The organism is uncultured Cetobacterium sp., assembly GCF_947039425.1.
Classification (GTDB): Bacteria; Fusobacteriota; Fusobacteriia; order Fusobacteriales; family Fusobacteriaceae; genus Cetobacterium_A.
Genome location: NZ_CAMQYW010000013.1, coordinates 1 through 20583, shown reverse-complemented (window position 1 = coordinate 20583; position 20583 = coordinate 1). Strand labels below are relative to the sequence as shown.

General features: G+C 28.3%; 13 protein-coding genes, 1 pseudogene and 2 riboswitches. All 14 genes and pseudogenes read right to left on the bottom strand.

The genetic code is table 11. The features are described 5' to 3' along the window. The coding region (locus Q0V09_RS02210; protein ID WP_297486968.1) for an ABC transporter substrate-binding protein at positions 1–1231 on the bottom strand (1231 nt) is incomplete at its 3' end. An 11-nt stretch (positions 1232–1242) separates the two neighbouring features. Beyond that, complete coding sequence (locus Q0V09_RS02205) at positions 1243–3360, bottom strand: HD domain-containing phosphohydrolase (protein WP_297406576.1); 2118 nt, start codon at positions 3358–3360, stop codon at positions 1243–1245. Positions 3361–3409: 49 nt separating this feature from the next. Beyond that, positions 3410–3485, bottom strand: a riboswitch (cyclic di-GMP riboswitch). Between the two features lie 58 nt (positions 3486–3543). Continuing rightward, positions 3544–5001, bottom strand: a complete 1458-nt coding sequence (guaB, locus tag Q0V09_RS02200) for an IMP dehydrogenase (protein WP_297406575.1) — start codon at positions 4999–5001, stop codon at positions 3544–3546. Positions 5002–5072: 71 nt separating this feature from the next. After that, positions 5073–6323 (bottom strand): phosphoribosylamine--glycine ligase, encoded by a 1251-nt coding sequence (gene purD, locus Q0V09_RS02195; protein ID WP_297486964.1) that lies wholly within the window; start codon positions 6321–6323, stop codon positions 5073–5075. 11 nt (positions 6324–6334) lie between these two features. Continuing rightward, positions 6335–7855 (bottom strand): bifunctional phosphoribosylaminoimidazolecarboxamide formyltransferase/IMP cyclohydrolase, encoded by a 1521-nt coding sequence (gene purH, locus Q0V09_RS02190; RefSeq protein ID WP_297486960.1) that lies wholly within the window; start codon positions 7853–7855, stop codon positions 6335–6337. Beyond that, positions 7852–8430: a phosphoribosylglycinamide formyltransferase gene (gene purN / locus Q0V09_RS02185; RefSeq protein ID WP_297486957.1), complete on the bottom strand. Its 579-nt coding sequence runs from the start codon at positions 8428–8430 to the stop codon at positions 7852–7854. Before purN ends, purH begins: the two co-directional genes overlap by 4 nt. Beyond that, positions 8424–9449: a phosphoribosylformylglycinamidine cyclo-ligase gene (gene purM / locus Q0V09_RS02180; RefSeq protein WP_297406940.1), complete on the bottom strand. Its 1026-nt coding sequence runs from the start codon at positions 9447–9449 to the stop codon at positions 8424–8426. Before purM ends, purN begins: the two co-directional genes overlap by 7 nt. 13 nt (positions 9450–9462) lie before the next feature. Then, positions 9463–10857 (bottom strand): amidophosphoribosyltransferase, encoded by a 1395-nt coding sequence (gene purF, locus Q0V09_RS02175; RefSeq protein WP_297406938.1) that lies wholly within the window; start codon positions 10855–10857, stop codon positions 9463–9465. Positions 10858–10860: 3 nt separating this feature from the next. Next, positions 10861–11574: a phosphoribosylaminoimidazolesuccinocarboxamide synthase gene (gene purC / locus Q0V09_RS02170; RefSeq protein WP_297406936.1), complete on the bottom strand. Its 714-nt coding sequence runs from the start codon at positions 11572–11574 to the stop codon at positions 10861–10863. Between the two features lie 15 nt (positions 11575–11589). Beyond that, positions 11590–15276, bottom strand: coding sequence for a phosphoribosylformylglycinamidine synthase (locus Q0V09_RS02165; RefSeq protein ID WP_297486955.1), 3687 nt, complete (start codon positions 15274–15276; stop codon positions 11590–11592). 10 nt (positions 15277–15286) lie between these two features. Beyond that, positions 15287–16366, bottom strand: a complete 1080-nt coding sequence (gene purK, locus Q0V09_RS02160; protein WP_297486952.1) for a 5-(carboxyamino)imidazole ribonucleotide synthase — start codon at positions 16364–16366, stop codon at positions 15287–15289. Next, a complete protein-coding gene (gene purE, locus Q0V09_RS02155; protein ID WP_297406329.1) occupies positions 16363–16842 on the bottom strand; it encodes a 5-(carboxyamino)imidazole ribonucleotide mutase in 480 nt (159 codons plus the stop codon). Before purE ends, purK begins: the two co-directional genes overlap by 4 nt. Positions 16843–17076: 234 nt before the next feature. Beyond that, a riboswitch (purine riboswitch) is annotated at positions 17077–17177 on the bottom strand. A gap of 86 nt (positions 17178–17263) precedes the next feature. Further along, positions 17264–20302: an efflux RND transporter permease subunit gene (locus Q0V09_RS02150; protein ID WP_297406331.1), complete on the bottom strand. Its 3039-nt coding sequence runs from the start codon at positions 20300–20302 to the stop codon at positions 17264–17266. Between the two features lie 26 nt (positions 20303–20328). Beyond that, positions 20329–20583: pseudogene (locus Q0V09_RS02145) on the bottom strand (efflux RND transporter periplasmic adaptor subunit); the annotation flags it as partial.

The window sequence follows — 20583 nt, the reverse complement described above, 5'->3', positions numbered from 1 at the left end:
AATTACTATTTGTAGCTATATCATATAAGGATAGTTCATATTCTTTACTTTCTATCTTCATTAAATATGCTTCTTGTTGGTAAGGAACAATATTAACAGTTATCCCTACATTTAATAATTGTTTCTTTATTTTTTTTGCTAATTCCAATGATGTACTATCATTTAAAATTGTTAATTCCATTGAAATCTTATTTAAACCTAATCTTTTTATTTCATTTCTACTTTTACTTATATTAAAATTCTCTTTAATTTTTGATAATTTTGCATTAAAAAATTCTTTTGGGAAAAAAGTTGTCACTTCTGATATTCCAAGAGTTTCTTTTGTTAATGCTTTTCTATCAATCGCTTCTTCAATTGCTTCTCTACTTTCTCTCGTTGCAAAAATTTTATTTTTTTTCCCGAACATTAAAGTTATTGTATTTATATTTTTACCCTCTAATTCTAATACATCATCAGGTATTAATCCCTCTTTTCTTGCTTGAATAATATTTTTATTTGTTATATCCGCTACCCCATCAACACTTTCATTGAAAAAAGAAATTATTCTTCTTCTTTCACTCCCTTCAAAAATCAAAGTTATTTTTTTAGCACCTTTATTCTTCAAAAAATAATTATCATTCTTTCTTAAAACTACTTCTTTATTATTTATTTTTTCTAAAATATATGGACCTGTTCCAATTATTTTTCCATTTTTTTCTTTTATAATAGAACTCATTTGATATGTCAACATAGGAATAAATAAATTATTTTTTCCTTTTAATTTAAAATTAAGTTCTTTATTATTTACTATTTTTATATTTTCAATATCATCAAATAAATCTTTAAAAACACCTTGCGAAATCATTCTCTCAAAACTTTTTTTCACATCTTGAGCTGTCATCTCTTCTCCATTATGAAAATACACATTATCTTTCAACTTTAATGAAAGAGTTCTATCATCAAACCAATTCCACTCTTTTACCAAATGTGGCTCTATTTTCCCTTCTTTATTATATTCAAATAAAGTATCATACATTTTCTCTATGACTCTTGTTGAATATTGATCCTTAGCTTTTATAGGATCCACACTTGTCACTTTTACAGCTTGAACGATTCTTAAATTATCATCATTAGTATTTTCAATATATTGATACTCTCCCAAAGGTATTGAATCTAATTTATTATGTGTACTTCCAAAAGAGAATGCCGTACAAATTAAAAATATAAGTAAATATATTTTATTTCTCAACATTTCCACCTCTCTTATTTTTTTATAGCTGTATAAAATTCTGTAGCTAAATGTAGTGCATGTTTATTTTTCTCATAAATTTCATTAAAGTCTTTTTCATTTTCAATAAACACATCTACAATTTTTGGATCAAAAGATATTCCTCTATCACTTTTTATTATTTTTATCGTCTCTTTATGACTAATACCTTTTCTATGAAACTTATCCTGTCTTAAAGCATCATATACATCAACTATTGAAACTATTCTTGATTCTAAAGGTATCTCTTCGCCTTTTATTTTTTCTGGATACCCTGTCCCATTCCATTTTTCATGATGATATTTCACAATATTTTCAGCTATAGTCCCTAACTTTAATTTTTTTATTAATTTATATCCAATTTCAACGTGTCCTTTAACTTTTTCAAATTCATCAACTGTTAATTTAGACGGTTTCTTTAATATTTCTGAAGGAATAGCTACTTTTCCAATATCATGTAAAGATGCAAACCTTGCTATTGCCTCTACCATTTTCTTTGGCAATTTTAATTTTTCCGCAAGAAGTGTTGAATATAAACTAATTCTATGAACATGATCTCCTGTATCTTCATCATTTAATTGATTTGCCATCTCTAAAACCTCTACTAGCGAATAACTTAAATCTTCTGCTTTTTTTCTATTTTTTTCAGATTTAATTATTGCTAATATTAATATTAATATAAATATTATTGTAGGAACTGCTATTTTAATTATTAATTTATAATTTTGTGTCACTATTGAATTTTTTAATAAATCATTATCTACAATAGTTTTATCAATTGTAAAACTATCAGTTATTGTATCAATTACATTAGTTAGAGATTCATCTGATTTTTTAGTTGCTAAACTCACTCCAAATGTTTCATTTAATATTCCTGCAACTTTTACTTTATCATCTATAAAACTATTTGTTATCGCTCCTGTTAACCCGCCTAAATATCCAACTAAATAATCACCTTTTTTATTAATTAAATCATTAAGTCCTTCTTCATAAGTATTCACTTCTATAAGCTCACTATTTTTTACAACTTTTTTCAAGTATGCTTCACTATAATCATTTTTTAAAACTATAACCTTAGAATTATCTAGATCCGATATATTATATATAAACCCTCCTGACTTTCTATTGGCAACAGATAATTTCATCTCATAATATGGTTTAGTATATGAATATTTTTTCTCACCATTTTTATTTTCTATTGCAATACCATTTATATCAAAGTCACCATTTTCAACAAATTTAATAGGAATATCTATAATCTTTTGAATTTCATTTACTATATTTATAGTTAATCCTTGGTATTTTCCATTTTTCTTATAATAAAAAGGAAGCTGATATTTATCCTCTCCTAATTTCACTCTAAGTTCTTTATATCTTTTTTTTACATTCTCATAACTAGGGGTATCTTTTAATAAATATTTATAAAATGAAATTCTATTTTTGTTAATTATCTCTTTTAAAGTTTCAGGAGGTAACTCATTCATAAATAAATTTATTTTCTCATATAACTCAGCTTCAGATTTCTTAACACCAATTTGTTCATTATATTTTATATTTTCTAAAACTTTGTAATCGCTTTCTCCTGAATTTTTTTCATTCCAATCCTTTACAATAAGTGCATCTATCTCTCCACTTTTTAAATAATTCAGTCCTTCATCTGCTGTTCTTACTTCTATTTTATCTAGTTTTAACCATTTATATCTTTCCTCTATTTCTTTTAATCCGTGTTCATTTGGTAAATACGCAACTTTCAACTCTTTTACTTCACCAATATTTTTTATTTTAGAGCTTTTATCTACAACAATTGCAACTCTATATACAAAAGGCGTCTTTATATAACTATATCGTTTTATCCCCTCTTTTGTTTTTATAGTTCTTAATACTAAATCGCTTTTCTCTTTATTATTCAATACATAATCTATCTTATATTCATCTAAGTTCTTCTTATCGAATTTATCAAATAAATCAGCATATATACCTTTATATTCCCCCTCCTCTAAATTCTTATACAAATACATATCTGTATAATTCATAGGAACTGATATTTCCATTTTTTTCTGAGAAAATGTCAGTATATTTAAAATTATAAACAAAAACAATCCTATTCTCTTCATGCTCCCTCCTCATTTTTTATCAAAAAAAAAGTTGCAATAACTTTAAAATTATTGCAACTGGCTGTCATTTTAAAGACCCTGTAGCTTTGCGTCCTAAAATTTCTTTTAGTTTGCCCATATACTATATTTTATATAACATAGTATATGCAAATTTTACTACAATGTCAACTTTTTAACCCTCTATTATTTTGAGTAATTTGGTGCTTCTTTTGTTATTATTATATCATGAGGATGACTTTCTTTTAGTCCTGCTCCTGTTATTTTTACAAACTTACCATTTACTTTTAAATCTCCAATTGTTGGAGTTCCACAATAACCCATTCCTGCTCTTACTCCTCCACATAGTTGGAACACAACATCTTTCAAACTTCCCTTATATGACACTCTTCCCTCAATTCCTTCTGGAACTAATTTTTTAGCATCATTTTGGAAATATCTATCTTTTGACCCTCTTTTCATTGCAGCCATAGATCCCATTCCAACATATATTTTATATCTTCTTCCTTCATATATTATCTCTTCACCTGGAGCTTCTGTTGTTCCAGCAAGCAATCCTCCAAGCATAACACAATCTGCTCCTGCCGCTAAAGCTTTAACCATATCTCCTGATAGTTTTATTCCTCCGTCAGCTATAACTCCAATACCTCTTGTTTTACACACTTCATATATATCATTTACTGCTGATAGTTGAGGAACTCCTACTCCAGCTACAACTCTTGTTGTACAAATTGATCCTGGTCCCACTCCAACTTTTACTGCATTTACTCCTGCATCAATTAAATCAAGAGCTGCTTCAGCTGTTACAATATTTCCACCTATTATATTAAGTTCTGGATAAGCTTCTCTAATCTCTTTGATTTTTCTTATTACTCCCATAGAATGACCATGTGCTGAGTCAACAGTTATTATATCTGCTCCTGCTTCTACTAACGCTTTTACTCTATCTAAAGTGTCAGCACCAATTCCAACTGCTCCTCCAACTCTAAGTCTTCCTTGATTATCTTTACAAGCATTAGGATACTCAACTAAATTATCAATATCTTTTATTGTTATTAATCCTTTTAATTTTCCATCCTCACTTACTATTGGTAGTTTCTCTATTCTATTTTCTAATAAAATATCTTTTGCCTCATCTAATGTCGTTCCAATTGGTGCTGTAACTAAATGCTCTTTTGTCATTATATCACGTACTAATTGATCCATATCTTTTCTATATTTTAAATCTCTATTTGTTATAATTCCAATTAAAGAACCATCATTTTCTATTACAGGAAGACCTGATATTTTATATCTTCTCATAATCTCCTCTGCATGTAAAACTGTAGATTCCTTTGTTAAAGTTACTGGATTTTTTATCATTCCACTTTCATTTCTTTTAACTCTATCTACTTCTGCAGCTTGATCCTCAATTGACATATTTTTATGAATAAATCCTATTCCACCTTGTCTAGCAAGAGCAATAGCCATATCTCCTTCTGTTACTGTGTCCATGGCAGCACTTAATACTGGAACGTTTAGTTCTATATCTTTTGTAAGTCTTGTCTTTAAACTTACCTCGTGTGGTAAAACTTCTGATTTTGCAGGTACTAATAATACGTCATCAAAAGTAATCGCTTCCTTAATAATTTTTCCGTTCATCATATTACTTCCTCCATAAATTTGTTATTTTAAATAAAGACCTGCACTGTTTTTTAGTACGTGCAGGTCTTTTTTTATTTATTTTTACTATTATAACACATTTTTAAGCCTATGTCATTTCTAAAAAACATTTTTTTAAAGTTAATTTTTTTTATCTCTTCATAAGTTTTTTCTCTTGCCTTTTCCAAAGTGTCCCCAAAACATACTAGAGATAAAACTCTCCCTCCATTTGTAACTATATTTTTATTTTCCTCTTTAACTCCCATAAAATATAGCTCTCCATCAATATTCCCATCAATATTCACCACTTCTCCAATAGAATATTTATCAGGATATCCACTTGATGCCATTACCACCGCTAAACTTTTTCTTTTGTCCCAAATTAATTTAGTTTCTTTTTTATCTAAAATATCTAAAATAACTTTTACAAAATCACTCTTTAATCTTGGAAGAATCCCTTGAGCTTCTGGATCTCCAAATCTAGCATTAAATTCTATCGTTTTTACTCCCTCTTTTGTCAACATTATTCCACCAAATAAAAAACCTTTAAATGGTGTTCCCTCTTTTATTAATCCATCTAACATTGGTTTCATTATTTTATTTACTGTTTCATCTATCACTTCTTTTGTAATTTTTTCAACAGGAGAGTAAACACCCATTCCTCCAGTATTTGGTCCTAAATCTCCATCATATATTCTTTTATGATCCTGTGCTATTTCCAAAGGAATAATTTTATTTTCATTTGCAATAGCTATTATTGAAAATTCAAAACCATCTAGATATTCCTCTATTATTATTTTATTTTCATGTATTTCAAAAGCTTTCTTTACAGCCTCTTTTGCTTCTTCCACTGAAAAAGCAACAGTTACACCCTTCCCAGCTTTTAATCCATCCTCTTTTATTACTATTGGTAACAACTGGTTTTCTAAATATTTTATTGCTTCTTCTTTTTCAGTAAAAGATCTATATTTACCTGTTGGAATATTATATTTTCCCATTATATATTTTGCATACTCTTTGCTTGTCTCTATCATAGCTGATTCTTTTGTTGGTCCAAAGATTTTTAATCCTCTTTTTTCAAATTCATTTACTATTCCTAACGATAGAGAACTTTCTGGTCCTACTATTGTTAAATCTATTTTATTTTCTTCCGCAAAATTCACTAAATTTAAAATATCTTCTTCATGTACATTTACTAAAGTTCCAATATCTTTCATTCCTATATTTCCAGGAGCTATAAATACCTCAGTTACTAAGGAACTTTTTTTTACTATTTTGCTTAAGGCATGTTCTCTTCCACCTTTTCCCACAATTAAAACTTTCATAGTACCTCCTTTTAATGTTTAAAATGTCTAATATTAGTAAATACCATAGATATTTTTTTTTCATTACATTTATCAATAGACAATTTATCTTTTATTGATCCCCCAGGTTGAACAATTGTTTTGATTCCATATGAACTTGCTAATTCAACAGTATCATCCATAGGAAAAAATGCATCTGATGCCATTACACTCCCAGCACATTTTTTTCCACCTTGTTCTAAAGCTATTTTAGCAGCTCCAACTCTATTCATCTGCCCTGCTCCAACTCCAATAACCATCTTATCTTTTACTATAACTATTGCATTTGATTTTATATGTTTTACTATTTTCCAAGCAAATTCCATATCCTCTTTTATATTTTCATCAATCATTTTTTCTGTAACACATCTATACTCTTCTACTTTTTCTTTATCTATCTCTTGTAATAAAATTCCACCTTGAATAGACACTATTTTTTTTTCATTTTCTCCACTTTTTACTAATTCAATTTTTAAAAGTCTTATATTCTTCTTTATTTTTAATATTTCTAAAGCTTCTTCTGAAAAACTAGGAGCTATTATTACCTCTAAAAATAAGTTAGAAAGTTCTACAGCTATCTCTTCTGTTAACTCTTTGTTAAAAGCAACTATTCCTCCAAATATAGATATAGGATCACTTTCATAAGCTTTTTTCCAAGCAATATATATATTTTCTCCACTTCCTACTCCACATGGATTAGTATGTTTTACTGCAACAACTGTTGGTTCATTAAACTCCATTAATATCTCTATTGCGGAATTTGAATCTTGAATGTTGTTATATGATAGCTCTTTTCCATTTAATTGTATACCACATAAAATAGGTGAATACACATTTAAACTTTTATATCCTGATGATTTTTGATGATGATTTTCTCCATATCTTAAATCTATCTCTTTGTCATAAGTAAGTGTTAATTTTTCTGGAAACTCACAATTACACTTTCTATTTAAATATCCCGCTATAATACTGTCATAACTTGCTGTATAAGTAAATACTTTTCTTGCTAAATTTTCTCTAGTTTCTAATTTTGTTTCTCCATTTTTTTCTATTTCATCTATTATTTTTTCATAGTCCTTTGGATCAACTATGACATCAACATATTTATAATTTTTTCCTGCTGATCTTAACATACTTGGTCCACCAATATCTATATTCTCAATTAACTCATTATGTGTTCCACCTTTTTTTAACACTTCATTAAAAGGATATAAATTTACAACTACCATATCTATTAGTTCTATATTATTTTTTAAAACTTCTTCTATATGAGCTCTATTTTCTCTAACACATAAAAGACCACCATGAACTTTAGGATGTAGAGTTTTTACTCTTCCATCCATTATCTCAGGAAATCCTGTATACTCCTCTATTCCTATAACTTCTATATTATTTTTCTCTAAAACATCTTTAGTTCCACCTGTTGATATAATAGTATATTCTAATTTTTTTAACTTTCTTGAAAATTCAACAATTCCCTCTTTATCTGATACACTTATTAATGCTCTTTTCATTTAATTTCCCCCTGACACAGTCTAGTTAAAACTTTTGGATATATCTCATGCTCCAATTGATGTATTTTTTCCTCTACCTCTTTCAATGTTTTTATATTTTCTATTTGTATCTTTTCTTGATAAATTATTGAGCCTGTATCAACTCCTTCATCAACATAATGAATAGTAATTCCCGTTTCTTTATTTTTTTCTAAAAAAGCCCTTTTTATTGCATCTTTTCCTTGATAATTTGGTAAATATGATGGATGGATATTTATAATTCTATTTTCATACTTTTGTAATAACGCTGAAGAAATTATCTTCATATATCCTGCTAAAACTATTAACTGTACATTTTCTTTTTCTAACTTTTCCAATATCTTCTTTTCATACTCTTCTTTATTTAAACAATCTTTTAGTTCAATGCATACTCTTTCTATTCCTAACTTTTTTGCTCTTTCTAACGCATATGAATTCTTTTTATCTGAAAATAAAAATTTTACAGAATATCCCTCTCCTCTACCATCCTCTAAAGCTAGAACTAAATTTTCAAAATTACTTCCACTTCCAGATGCAAATATTCCTATATTTACCATTTTATATGGACTCCTTCATTTTCAACAACTTTTCCTATTACCATTAATTTTTCATCTATCTCGTTAAAAAGTTCTTCCATTTTTTTCATCTCATCTTCATCTATAATAAATATATATCCAATACCCATATTAAATACATTAAACATCTCTTCTTTTAATACATTTCCTTTTTCAGCTAAAAAATCAAATATTTTCACTTTTTCAATCTCTTTTTCATATACTTCTACACCTAGTCCACTTGGTAAAACTCTTGGAATATTCTCATAAAATCCACCACCTGTAATATGACACATTCCATTTATCTCTACCTTTTCTAATACTTTTTTAACTAAATCAACATATATTCTAGTAGGATTTAAAAGTATATCTCCTAATTTCCCATCAATCTCTTCATAATACTCTTGTAAATTTAAATTCGAATCTTTAATTATCTTTCTAACTAAAGAAAATCCATTAGAGTGTACTCCACTTGATTTTACTCCAACTATAACATCTCCTGCCTTTATCTTTTTTCCTGTTATAAGTTTTGATTTCTCAACTGCTCCCACAGTAAATCCAGCAATGTCATAATGTCCTTCACTATACATTCCTGGCATCTCTGCTGTTTCTCCACCTATAAGTGCACATCCTGCCTTTATACACCCTTCTGCCACACCTTTTACAATGTTCTCTATTTGTTCAGGAAAGTTTTTCCCAACAGCTATATAATCTAAAAAATATAGTGGAAGGGCTCCTTGTACTAAAACATCATTGACACACATAGCAACAACATCCTCTCCAATTGTATCGTGTTTATCCATTTGAAATGCAAGCATTAACTTTGTTCCCACTCCATCTGTTCCACTTACTAAAACTGGCTCTTTTAATCCAAGTTGAGAAAGATCAAACATTCCTCCAAAAGCACCTAAGCTATTTATAGATCCCTTTATTTGTGTTCTATCCACATGACTTTTTATTCTTCTAACAGATTCATATCCAGCCTCTAAACTAACTCCTGCATCCATATATTTATTACTCATTATTATCTCCCTTTTATTTTAAGTTTTCCAATAAACTAAACATACTTGTTGGATATTTCCCTGTAAAACAAGCAGTACATATATTCTTTCCTAACCCTTCATACATTCCCTCTAAAGATAAAAAATTCAGTGTATCTGCACCTATATACTCTGTAAGTTCTTTTAAATTTAAAGTATTACTTATTAATTCACTATATGTTGATGTATCTACTCCATAAAAACATGGATTAGTGATTGGAGAAGAGGCAATTCTCATATGAACCTCTTTTGCTCCAGCATCTTTTAATAATTTTATTATATGTTTAGATGTTGTTCCCCTTACAATAGAATCATCAACTAAAATTATTTTTTTATTTTTTACAACAGCCTCCATCGCTGAAAGCTTCATCTTTACTCCTCTTTCTCTTTGCTTTTGGTTTGGTTTTATAAATGTTCTTCCTACATATCTATTTTTTATTAATCCTATTTCATATGGAATTCCTGAAAAATTTGAATATCCCATTGCTGCTGATAGAGAAGAATCTGGTACACCTATAACTATATCTGCTTCCACTGGACTTTCTTTTGCTAAAATAGTTCCACACTCTCTTCTGCTATTATGAACATTTAAATTATTTATGCTACTATCTGGTCTTGAAAAATATATATACTCCATAGCACACATTTTATTTTGAGTAGATTCTGTATATTGTTTAGATTCTATTCTATCTTTTGAAACTATTAAAACCTCTCCTGGATTTAATCCTCTTATATATTCCGCTCCAACTATTTCAAATGCTGAACTTTCAGAACTAAACACAAATCCTTCCTCTAACTTACCCATAGATAAGGGTCTAAATCCATTTTTATCTCTAATAACATACATTGTATCTTTATTCATTATTAAAAAGGAAAATGCCCCTTCTAAATGATTTAAAGCTTTCATAAGTTTCTCTTCAAACTCTCCAACTTCTCTTAAAATCAGATGTCCTATTATCTCACTGTCAGAAGTTGTATGAAAAATACTACCCTTAGCTTCAAGTTGCATCTTTAATTCTTTTGCATTTACAATATTCCCATTGTGAGCTATTACAAAATCTCCTAAATGAGATCTAATAAGAATAGGTTGAACATTTTCTATTCCCCCTCCTCCACTTGTTGAGTATCTCACATGACCAATACCCATTTTCCCTTGTAATTTATCAAGCTTTTCACTATTAAAAACTTCACTTACTAAACCTTCACCTTTTTCTCTACTTATTTTTTCTCCTGTAGAAACTGCTATACCTGTGCCCTCTTGGCCTCTATGCTGTAACGAATGAAGTCCATAATATACTAAAGTTGATGCTTCTTTTACATTGAAAACTCCAAATACCCCACACTCTTCTTTTATTTTTCCACTTAAAAAGTACTCTAGCTCCCTCATCATTTTTTAAACACCACTTAACCTTTTCAATACTTCTTCATAAGCATCTTCAACACTTCCTAAATCTCTTCTAAACCTATCTTTATCTAATTTATTCCCTGTTTCTTTATCCCATAATCTACAGCAATCAGGAGATATTTCATCAGCTAATATTATATTTCCATCTGCATCTTTCCCAAATTCTATTTTAAAATCTACTAAGTTTATATTTACCTTTAAAAACATATCTTTTAATATTATATTTATCTTTTCTGTCTCTTTATATATCTTATCTAACTCCTCTTTTGTAGCTAATCCCAAAGCTATTGCGTGATAATCATTTATTAATGGATCTTTTAACTCATCTTTCTTATAGCAAATTTCAAAAATAGGTGTTTCTAATTTTAACCCCTCTTCTATTCCTAATAATTTTGCTGTTGAACCTGCTAATATATTTCTCACTATAACTTCAAGTGGTACTATTTGAACTTTTTTACAAAGTTGAGCTCTTTCTGTTAAATTTTTTATAAAATGTGTTTCTATTCCTGATTTTTTTAAGTTATCATATATTATTGTTGTAATCTCTTTATTCATTATTCCTTTATTTTTTATAGTACCTTTTTTAATATTGTTAAAAGCTGTTGCATCATCTTTATAATAAATTATAACTTCATTTTCATTTTCAGTTCTATATACCTTTTTAGCTTTTCCTTCATAAATCATATTTTCTTCTAATAACATTATTTTACCCCTTTTTTATTTTTTAAAATAATTAACACCATTTAAGAATATATCTTGCTCTTTATTACCATATATATTTTTTAAAAGTCCATTTTCATATCTTTCTGAATGAGCCATTTTCCCAAATATTTGCCCGCACTTTGAAACCATTCCTTCAATAGCATAGCTAGATCCATTTAAATTATAATTTCCATCCATTGTTGCTTCTCCCTGTTCATTGCAATACTGAGTTACTATTTGTCCATTTTTAAAAAGCTCTTTAGCTACACTTTCCTTTACTATAACCTTTCCCTCTCCATGAGAGACAGGAATACTATGAATTTCACCTTTTTTAAAAGAACTTAGCCAAGGAGAGTTTACAGAAACAATCTTTGTATTTATCACTCTTGATATATGTCTGTTAATATCATTTCTAAAAAGTGTAGGTGATTCAATTGTTAGCTTATTAACATCACCATATGGCAGTAGTCCTGATTTTATTAAAGCTTGAAATCCATTACATATTCCTAAAATTAATCCATCATTTTCAAGTAGCTCTTTAATACTATTTTTTATCAATGGATTTTGTAATACATTTCCTATAAATTTTCCAGAACCATCAGGTTCATCTCCAGCACTAAATCCTCCAGGTATCATAAATATCTGAGTTTTTCTTATTTTTTCACTTAAAATTTCTATGCTTTCTTTTATGCTTTTTGAATTTAAGTTGTTAAACACAAGTAACTCAACATCTCCTCCTGCCTTTTCAAAAGCTTTCTTACTATCATACTCACAATTATTTCCAGGAAATACTGGAATTAAAACCTTTGGTTTTTCATATTTATTTTTAGATTTTTTTATCTCTTTATCATTAATTTCAAAACTTTTTATCTCTTGATTACTCTCTTTTTTCAATGGATATATCTTTTTAAGTTTAGATTCCCAAATTTCAATCATCTCATTAATATTAAATAACTCTCCATTTATTTTTAACTCTTCAGAGTTTACTGTTTTTCCTATAAATTTTCCAAAATTAAGCTCATCTTTACTTTCAACAATAAAATCTCCTGGTAAAATTTCAAATAAATTTATATCTGTATCTATATCTAATCCCATTTTATTTCCAAAAGAGTTTTTAAGTAAAGTTTCCATAATTCCACCAAACTTTATCGTTGAAGCTGATATTATTTTTTTGTTTTTTATATTTTCTGTTATTAGTTTAAAATTCTCTTTAATATTTTCATAATCTGGAAGATTATTTCTTTTTCTTTTAGAACTTACTAAATAAACATTACTTCCATACTCTTTAAATTCACTAGATATTATGTTATCTACATTTTCTGTTGTAACAGCAAATGATATTAATGTTGGAGGTACATTTATCTCTTTAAAAGTACCACTCATACTGTCCTTTCCTCCAATAGCTGGAGTTTCAAATGCTAACTGAGCTTCTAAAGCTCCAAGTATAGATGACACTGGTTTTCCCCATTTAACTTCATCTTTTCCTAATTTTTCAAAATACTCTTGAAAAGTTAATCTCACTTTTGAAAAATCTCCACCTAAAGCAACAACTTTAGCAAGCGATTCTATTACAGCATACTGAGCTCCTAAATACGGCGAATACTCTGTTATAAATGGATTATATCCATAAGTTAATATTGAACAAGTTTTTGTTTCTTTATCTGTCGGTAATTTTTGAACACTTCCTTCTGACTCAGTAAGTTGATATTTTCCACCATATGGCATAAGAACTGTACTTCTTCCAATTGATGAATCAAACATCTCAACCATACCTCTTTGAGAAGCTACATTTAAATCACTTAAAATATTTTTTATAGAATCTTTTAATGATAATTTATTTTCTTTATTAAAAGGAGTTTTTAAATTTGAGTCCTTTATTTCTACATTTTGACTTTGCTTAATTCCATTGGTATCTAAAAACTCTCTTGATATGTCAACTACTTTTTCCCCTTTATAAACTAATACTAATCTATCATCCTTTGTTATCTCTCCTACTGTAACTCCTTCTAAATTTTCTTCATAACAAAGATTTATAAATTTTTCCTCATCTTTTTTTTCTATTACAACAGCCATTCTCTCTTGAGATTCTGAAATAGAAAGTTCCATTCCATTTAAACCTTTATATTTTACTGGAACTTTATCTAAATTTACATAAACTCCTCTTGCAAGTTCTCCTATTGCTACACTTACTCCTCCAGCTCCAAAATCATTTGATTTTTTTATTAGTTTAGAAACTTCTGAATTTCTAAATAACCTTTGAATTCTTCTTTCCATTGGAGCATTACCTTTTTGTACTTCAGAAGAACATTTTAAAAGTGATTGATCTGTATGTTCTTTAGATGATCCTGTTGCCCCACCTACTCCATCTCTTCCAGTTTTTCCACCTATTAAAATAACAATATCTCCAAAAGTTGGTTCCTCTCTTCTTACATTTTCTTTTTTTACTGCTCCTACTACTGCTCCTACTTCCATTCTTTTAGCTTTATACCCTTCATGATATATCTCTTTTACAAATGTTGTCGATAATCCTATTTGATTACCATAAGATGAATATCCTTGAGCTGCACCTTTTGATATTCTTTCTTGAGATAATTTATTTTCTAAAGTTTTATTTATATTTTCTGTAATATCTCCTGCTCCACTAATTCTCATTCCTTGGTATACATAAGATCTTCCTGACAATGGATCTCTTATTGCTCCACCAACACAAGTACTTGCTCCACCAAAAGGTTCTATCTCTGTTGGATGATTATGAGTTTCATTCTTAAACATTAAAAGCCATTTTTCAATTTCATTATCTACTTCAACATCCACCTCTATACTGCAAGCATTTATCTCTTCTGATATTTCTAAATCATTTAATTTCCCTATTTTCCTCAAATATTTTCCACCAATAGTAGCCATATCCATCATTGTTATCTGTTTTTTATTGGGATTAACTTTTTCTTTTAATTCAATATACTTATTAAATATACTTTGAATCTCTTCTTTAAAATTATTACTATTTATTTTTATATTTTTTAAATATGTTTCAAAAGTTGTATGTCTACAGTGATCTGACCAATAGGTATCTAAAACTTTTATTTCTGCCTCTGTTGGATCTCTTTTTTCTGTATTTTTAAAATATTTTTGAATATGTTCTAAGTCTTCAATATTCATTGCTAAACCTTGATTTTCTAAAAAACAAACTAATTTTTTTCTGTCTAAATTTATAAAATTTTCAATTTTTTTAGTTTCTAAATTAAATTCTTCTATTTTATTTTCTAAAATATCTAAATTTTTCTCTCTCATTTCTATTGGATTTATCAAATAATTTTTTATTTTATTTAAATTTTTAACTTTTCCTAAAAAAACTATAACCTTACCACTTTTTATATCTATCCATTCTTTATTATTTAAGAGCATTAAACATTGACTAGCTGAATCTGCTCTTTGGTCATATTGTCCAGGTAAAAATTCTAGTGCTATATAATTTTCTTTTAAATCAATATTTTCAAAAATATCATCTGTTACAACCTCAGACAAAACCTTGTGTTTTAAAAGTTCTATGTCTTCATCTTCACAATTAAAAATATCATATACGTTATATAAATCTATACTTTCAATTTCTGATTCATCTAAATTTTTTATAAGTTCATTTTTTAAATCTAAAGCCTCTATTTGAAATCCAATTTTCTTTTTTATAAAAATCCTTTTATTCATTTCTCCTCCATTAAAATGATTTAGCTTTTTCAATTAACTCTTCTAAATTATCCCCTAAAAAGTTTATATGTCCCATTTTTCTTCCTGTTTTCCATATGGATTTTCCATATAAATATATTTTTATATTTTCATCAATTTTTATTTTTTCAACTTTTTCTTTATCTTCACCTAAAATATTTAACATTACCACTTTTTTCAACAGTTTTGGTTCTTCTAAACTCTTTCCTAGTAAAGAGTTCAAGTGAAGATCAAACTGTGATTCATTACAAGCATCCATTGTATAATGAACGCTATTATGCGGTCTTGGAGCCATTTCATTAAAATATATCTCGTTATCTTTTATAAAAAATTCTATCCCTAAAGGTCCATAAAAGTTCAATTCTTCAACTATCTTTTTAGAAATATATTTTATTTCTTCTTCTAGCTCTTTATCTATTCTAGCTGGAACTATTGTCATATTTAAAATCCCATTTTTATGTATATTTTCTCCAATTGGAAATGTTACTATTTCTCCATTTATACCTCTAATGACCATACAAGATACTTCTTTTTGAAAATCTATCTTTTTTTCTAAAATATATTCTCTTTCTTCTAGCTGTATTAAATCTACATCCTCAATACTATTTATTTTCCACTGTCCTTTTCCATCATATCCCTCTTCACAAGTTTTTAGTATCAATGGATAACCTAACTTTCTTACTCCTTTTATTAAATGAGATTTATTTTCTACTTCTACAAATTCAGCAATTCTTATCCCTAATTTTTTCATTTCACTTTTTTCTCTTATCCTATTTTTACTTATATATATAGGTCTTTTTCCTTGAGGTATATTTCCATTTTTTTCAATATACTCTATTGTTTCTACTGGAATATTCTCAAATTCATATGTTATTACTTTTGACTCATCACATATTTTTTTTAAAATTTTCTCATCCAAATAATTGTCTGCATAATGTTTTGTGGCTACTTTCCCGCCACAAGCATCTTTATCACAATCCAATACTATTGTTTTATATCCTATTTTTTTAGCTGACTCACATAGCATCTTAGCAAGCTGTCCCCCTCCTAAAATTCCTATATATTCTTTCATATTTTAACCTCTGAATTTAATAAAACCTCATCCCTCATATTCTCTCTATATCTCTTTAAATTATTTTTTATTTTCTCATCTCTTAATCCTAAAATTCTTCCTGCTAAAAGTCCTGCATTTTTTCCACCATTTATTGCAACTGTTGCCACAGGTATTCCATTTGGCATCTGTACAATAGAAAGTAGTGAATCTATCCCTTTTAAATTTTTACTTTTTATAGGAACTCCTATTACTGGAATATCAGTCAAACTAGCTACCATCCCTGGTAGATGTGCTGCTCCTCCTGCTCCTGCAATAATTATTTCTATTCCATTCTTCTCTGCATTTTTTGAATATTCATACATTAATTCAGGTGTTCTATGAGCTGATACTATATTTACTTGAATATTTATTTCTAACTCCTTCAATATTTCAATACACTCATTCATAACTGGCAAATCAGATTTACTCCCCATAATAATTCCAACCTTACTCATCTACTTCCTCCTTAAAAAAATAAAAACGCACATTATTATAAAGGTACAACTATACCTTTATTAATAATCTGCGTTTTTATACAAAATATTCTTTTTTTTAAAATTAAATATTTCCTGCTTTTCATTTTTATGTACATAACTATTCTCCTCCAAATAATTTTTTTGTAAAAAATATTATAAAAAAAGGAAATTACAAATGTAATTTCCACAAGAGTCAAAGTTAAGTAATATAAAAATATTATAACTATGCCTTGTAGTCTGCCAATTTACGGTAGCAGGTAGAAACTCGTTGACCTTATCACAACTATTATACAAGATTTTTCTATTCAATTGTTACTTGCCACTAGTCTATCATAGACTTTTTATTTTTACAACTTTTTTATAAAAAAAGTTCCTAAAAAATTTTAGGAACTTTAAAAAATTATTTCTTTTTAAATTTATTTCTTATATTTTCTACACTTTCTTCAATAGATATATATAATACTGGTATTACAATTAACGTTAATAATGTTGAGAATGAAAGTCCAAATATTACTGCTATTGACATTCCAGAATATAGTTCTGCTCCATCTCCAAATCCTAAAGCTAGTGGAATCATTCCACAAACTGTTGTCATTGTTGTCATTAATATTGGTCTAAGTCTTGTTTTACATGATTCTCTAACTGCATCATGTAATTTATATCCTCTTTCTCTCAAAATCTTAATAAAGTCAATTAATACAATTGCATTATTAACTACGGTTCCTGCTAACATTATTATTCCAATCATTACCATCATATCAAACGGTGAGTTTGTTATAATAAGTCCACCATAAACTCCAATCATTGCTAGTGGAACAGAAGCTAATATAATTATCGGTAAAACAAAATTTTCAAATTGTGATGCAAGAATTGCATAAATTAAGAATATTGAAACTCCTAAAGCCATCAACATTTGTACTAATGCCTCATTAAATAGTTGAGACATTCCTCCCCATGAATAACTAACTCCTTTTGGAGGATGAGTACTTTCATAAGCTTTTACAATTTCTCCTTGAACCCTAGTTAATCCTATTCCACCATCATTTGCAGAAACTGATGCATAGAAAATTTTATCTGCTTTTGTTATTTCAGAAGCTCCTTCTGCCATAACTATTTTTGCTACATCTGATACTTTTATAAATTTACCATCTGCAGTTTTTATATTTAACTCTTCAAGCGAAGATATACTTGTTCTTGCCTTTTTAGGAAGTCTAACTAATACATCAATCTCTTCTGTTCCTGTTTTAACAGTTAACGTTTGACCAGTTGCTCTGTTTCCACCTAAGAATGAATAACTTATAGTTCTTCCAATATCAAATGGAGATATTCCATAAGCACGTAATTTATCTCTATTTAGCACTACTCTCGCTTCTGTATTTCCCGGTTCAATACTTGATGTAACATCCGCTATTCCAGGTATTACTCTGATTTTATCTTGAACCTCTTTAGCTATCTTTTCAGCTGTATCTAAACTATCAGAAGACACTCTAAATTCAACATCTCTGTCTCCACCGCCAGATTGATAGTCATCTTTTAAGTTAAATTTAATTCCTGGAATTTTTTTCAGCTGTGGTCTCAAACTATCCATTACTTGGAATATAGATTCTTTTCTATCTGTTTTTGGCCCAATATCTATATTTATTACACCTACATCAGATTTAACAAGAGAAATATATGTCTTTGTAAGAGGATTTTTCTTAACAATATCAACAGCTTGCTCTGTTATTTTTTCAGCTCTTTCAACAGAAAGTCCCTTTGGAAGTTCTATCACAACAGCATATCTTCCATAATCTTGTTTTGGAATAAACTCTGTTCTTGTTAACATTGGTCCTAATATCATCATTACGAAAAATGTTCCAAATGCTGCTATTATTGTTTTCTTTCTATTTGTAATTGCCCATTCTATTATTGCATCGTAAGAAGTTTTTACTTTTCCAAAAATCTTACCTTCTTTTGTAATATCTACATTTGCTTTTAAAAATCTACTTGCAACCATTGGCATTAAAGTTAAAGAAACTATTAAGGCAGCTACATTTGAGAATATAATTGATAATGACATATCTCTAAATATCTCTCTTGCTATTCCAGGTATAAATAATACTGGAATAAATACTACCATTGTTGTTAATGCTGATGCAAGTATTGCAACCGATACTTCTGATGCTCCATCTTCTGAAGCTTCCATAACTGGTTTTTTAAGCTCTGTTATATGTCTATATATATTATCTATAACAACAACTGAGTTATCCGTTAGCATACCAACACCTATTGATAATCCCATTAATGATATAACGTTAATCGTTACTCCTAATAAAGATAAGAATGCAAAGGTAAATATAACTGCAACTGGTAGTGCTAATGATATTAACATTGTTGCTCTTATATTTTTTAAGAATACTAATAAAATAATTGTTGCTAGAACTAATCCTGTAACTGCATTTCCTTTTACTCCAGATATTGATGACTTAATATCCTTTGAATAATCCATTACAGTTCTTACTTTTAATCCTTTAGGATAATATGGTTCCATTTCACTTATTGCTATTTTTGCATTTTTAGCAATATCTAATATATTTCCATCTGTTGATTTTTCTATTACTAGCATTACTGATGATTGACCATTGTATTTTACAATATCAGTTTGATCTTCAGTAGTTAAAGCAACATGAGCAACATCTTTTAATCTTAATGTCTTTCCATTACTTTTTAAAATCATATTATTAAATTCATCTAAGTAATTTAATTGACCCATAAATCTAGCTACAATATCTTTTCCACCAGTTTTAATTACTCCTAATGGAACACTTATTGATGAACTTTTCAATAAATCATACAACTCATTTGGCGTTAAATTATATGATGCTAACTTATCTGTATCAAATTGAATTTGAATTTGTTTTTCTGGAGAACCTAACGTATCTACTCCTCCTACTCCTCCAATTCTTTCAAATCTTGGAGTCATAAATTCATTTACAAAAGTAGTTAACTCTAAGAAATTTGGTCCTGATACATTTAACATCATTGCCGTATTTCCTGATCCTGCTAATCTCTTTTGTGTTACAGGTTTTGATGCTCCATCAGGTAATTCTCCAGATATAGCATCTATTTCTCTTTGAATATCTCCTCTTTTTATATCTATATTTACACCATAATCAAATTCAACTCTTACTGTTGATCTTTCAAATGCTGATGTTGAAGTTATTTTCTTAATACCATCTACACCTGAAAGAGAATCCTCTATTTTCTTTGTTATTTGAGTATTAACATCTTCTGGTACAGCTCCATTCCATGTAGTTGATATAACGACCATAGGAATATTCATGTTCGGAAGTAACTCTGATTTCATTGACAGCATTGAAACGATTCCTAAAAAAACCATAGAAACCATTAACATTACTGTTGCAACTGGTCTACGTATAGCAATTCCTGCTAAAGACATACTTTTTTCACCTCTTTAAATTTTGTCTAATTATTTATAGTAACTTCGTCTCCATCAGATAGACCAAATATTCCATCAGATACTACCTTATCTCCAACTTTTAAGTTCCCTTTTACTATTTCAATATTTGGTTTTGCAACTGCTCCAGTTACAACCTCAATTCTTTCAGCTTTTCCATCTTTTACTTTATATACATAACTTAATAAATCTCTTATAAAAACAGACTCTTGAGGTACTACAATACCATCTCTTTTTTCTGTTGGTATTATCACCTTTGCATA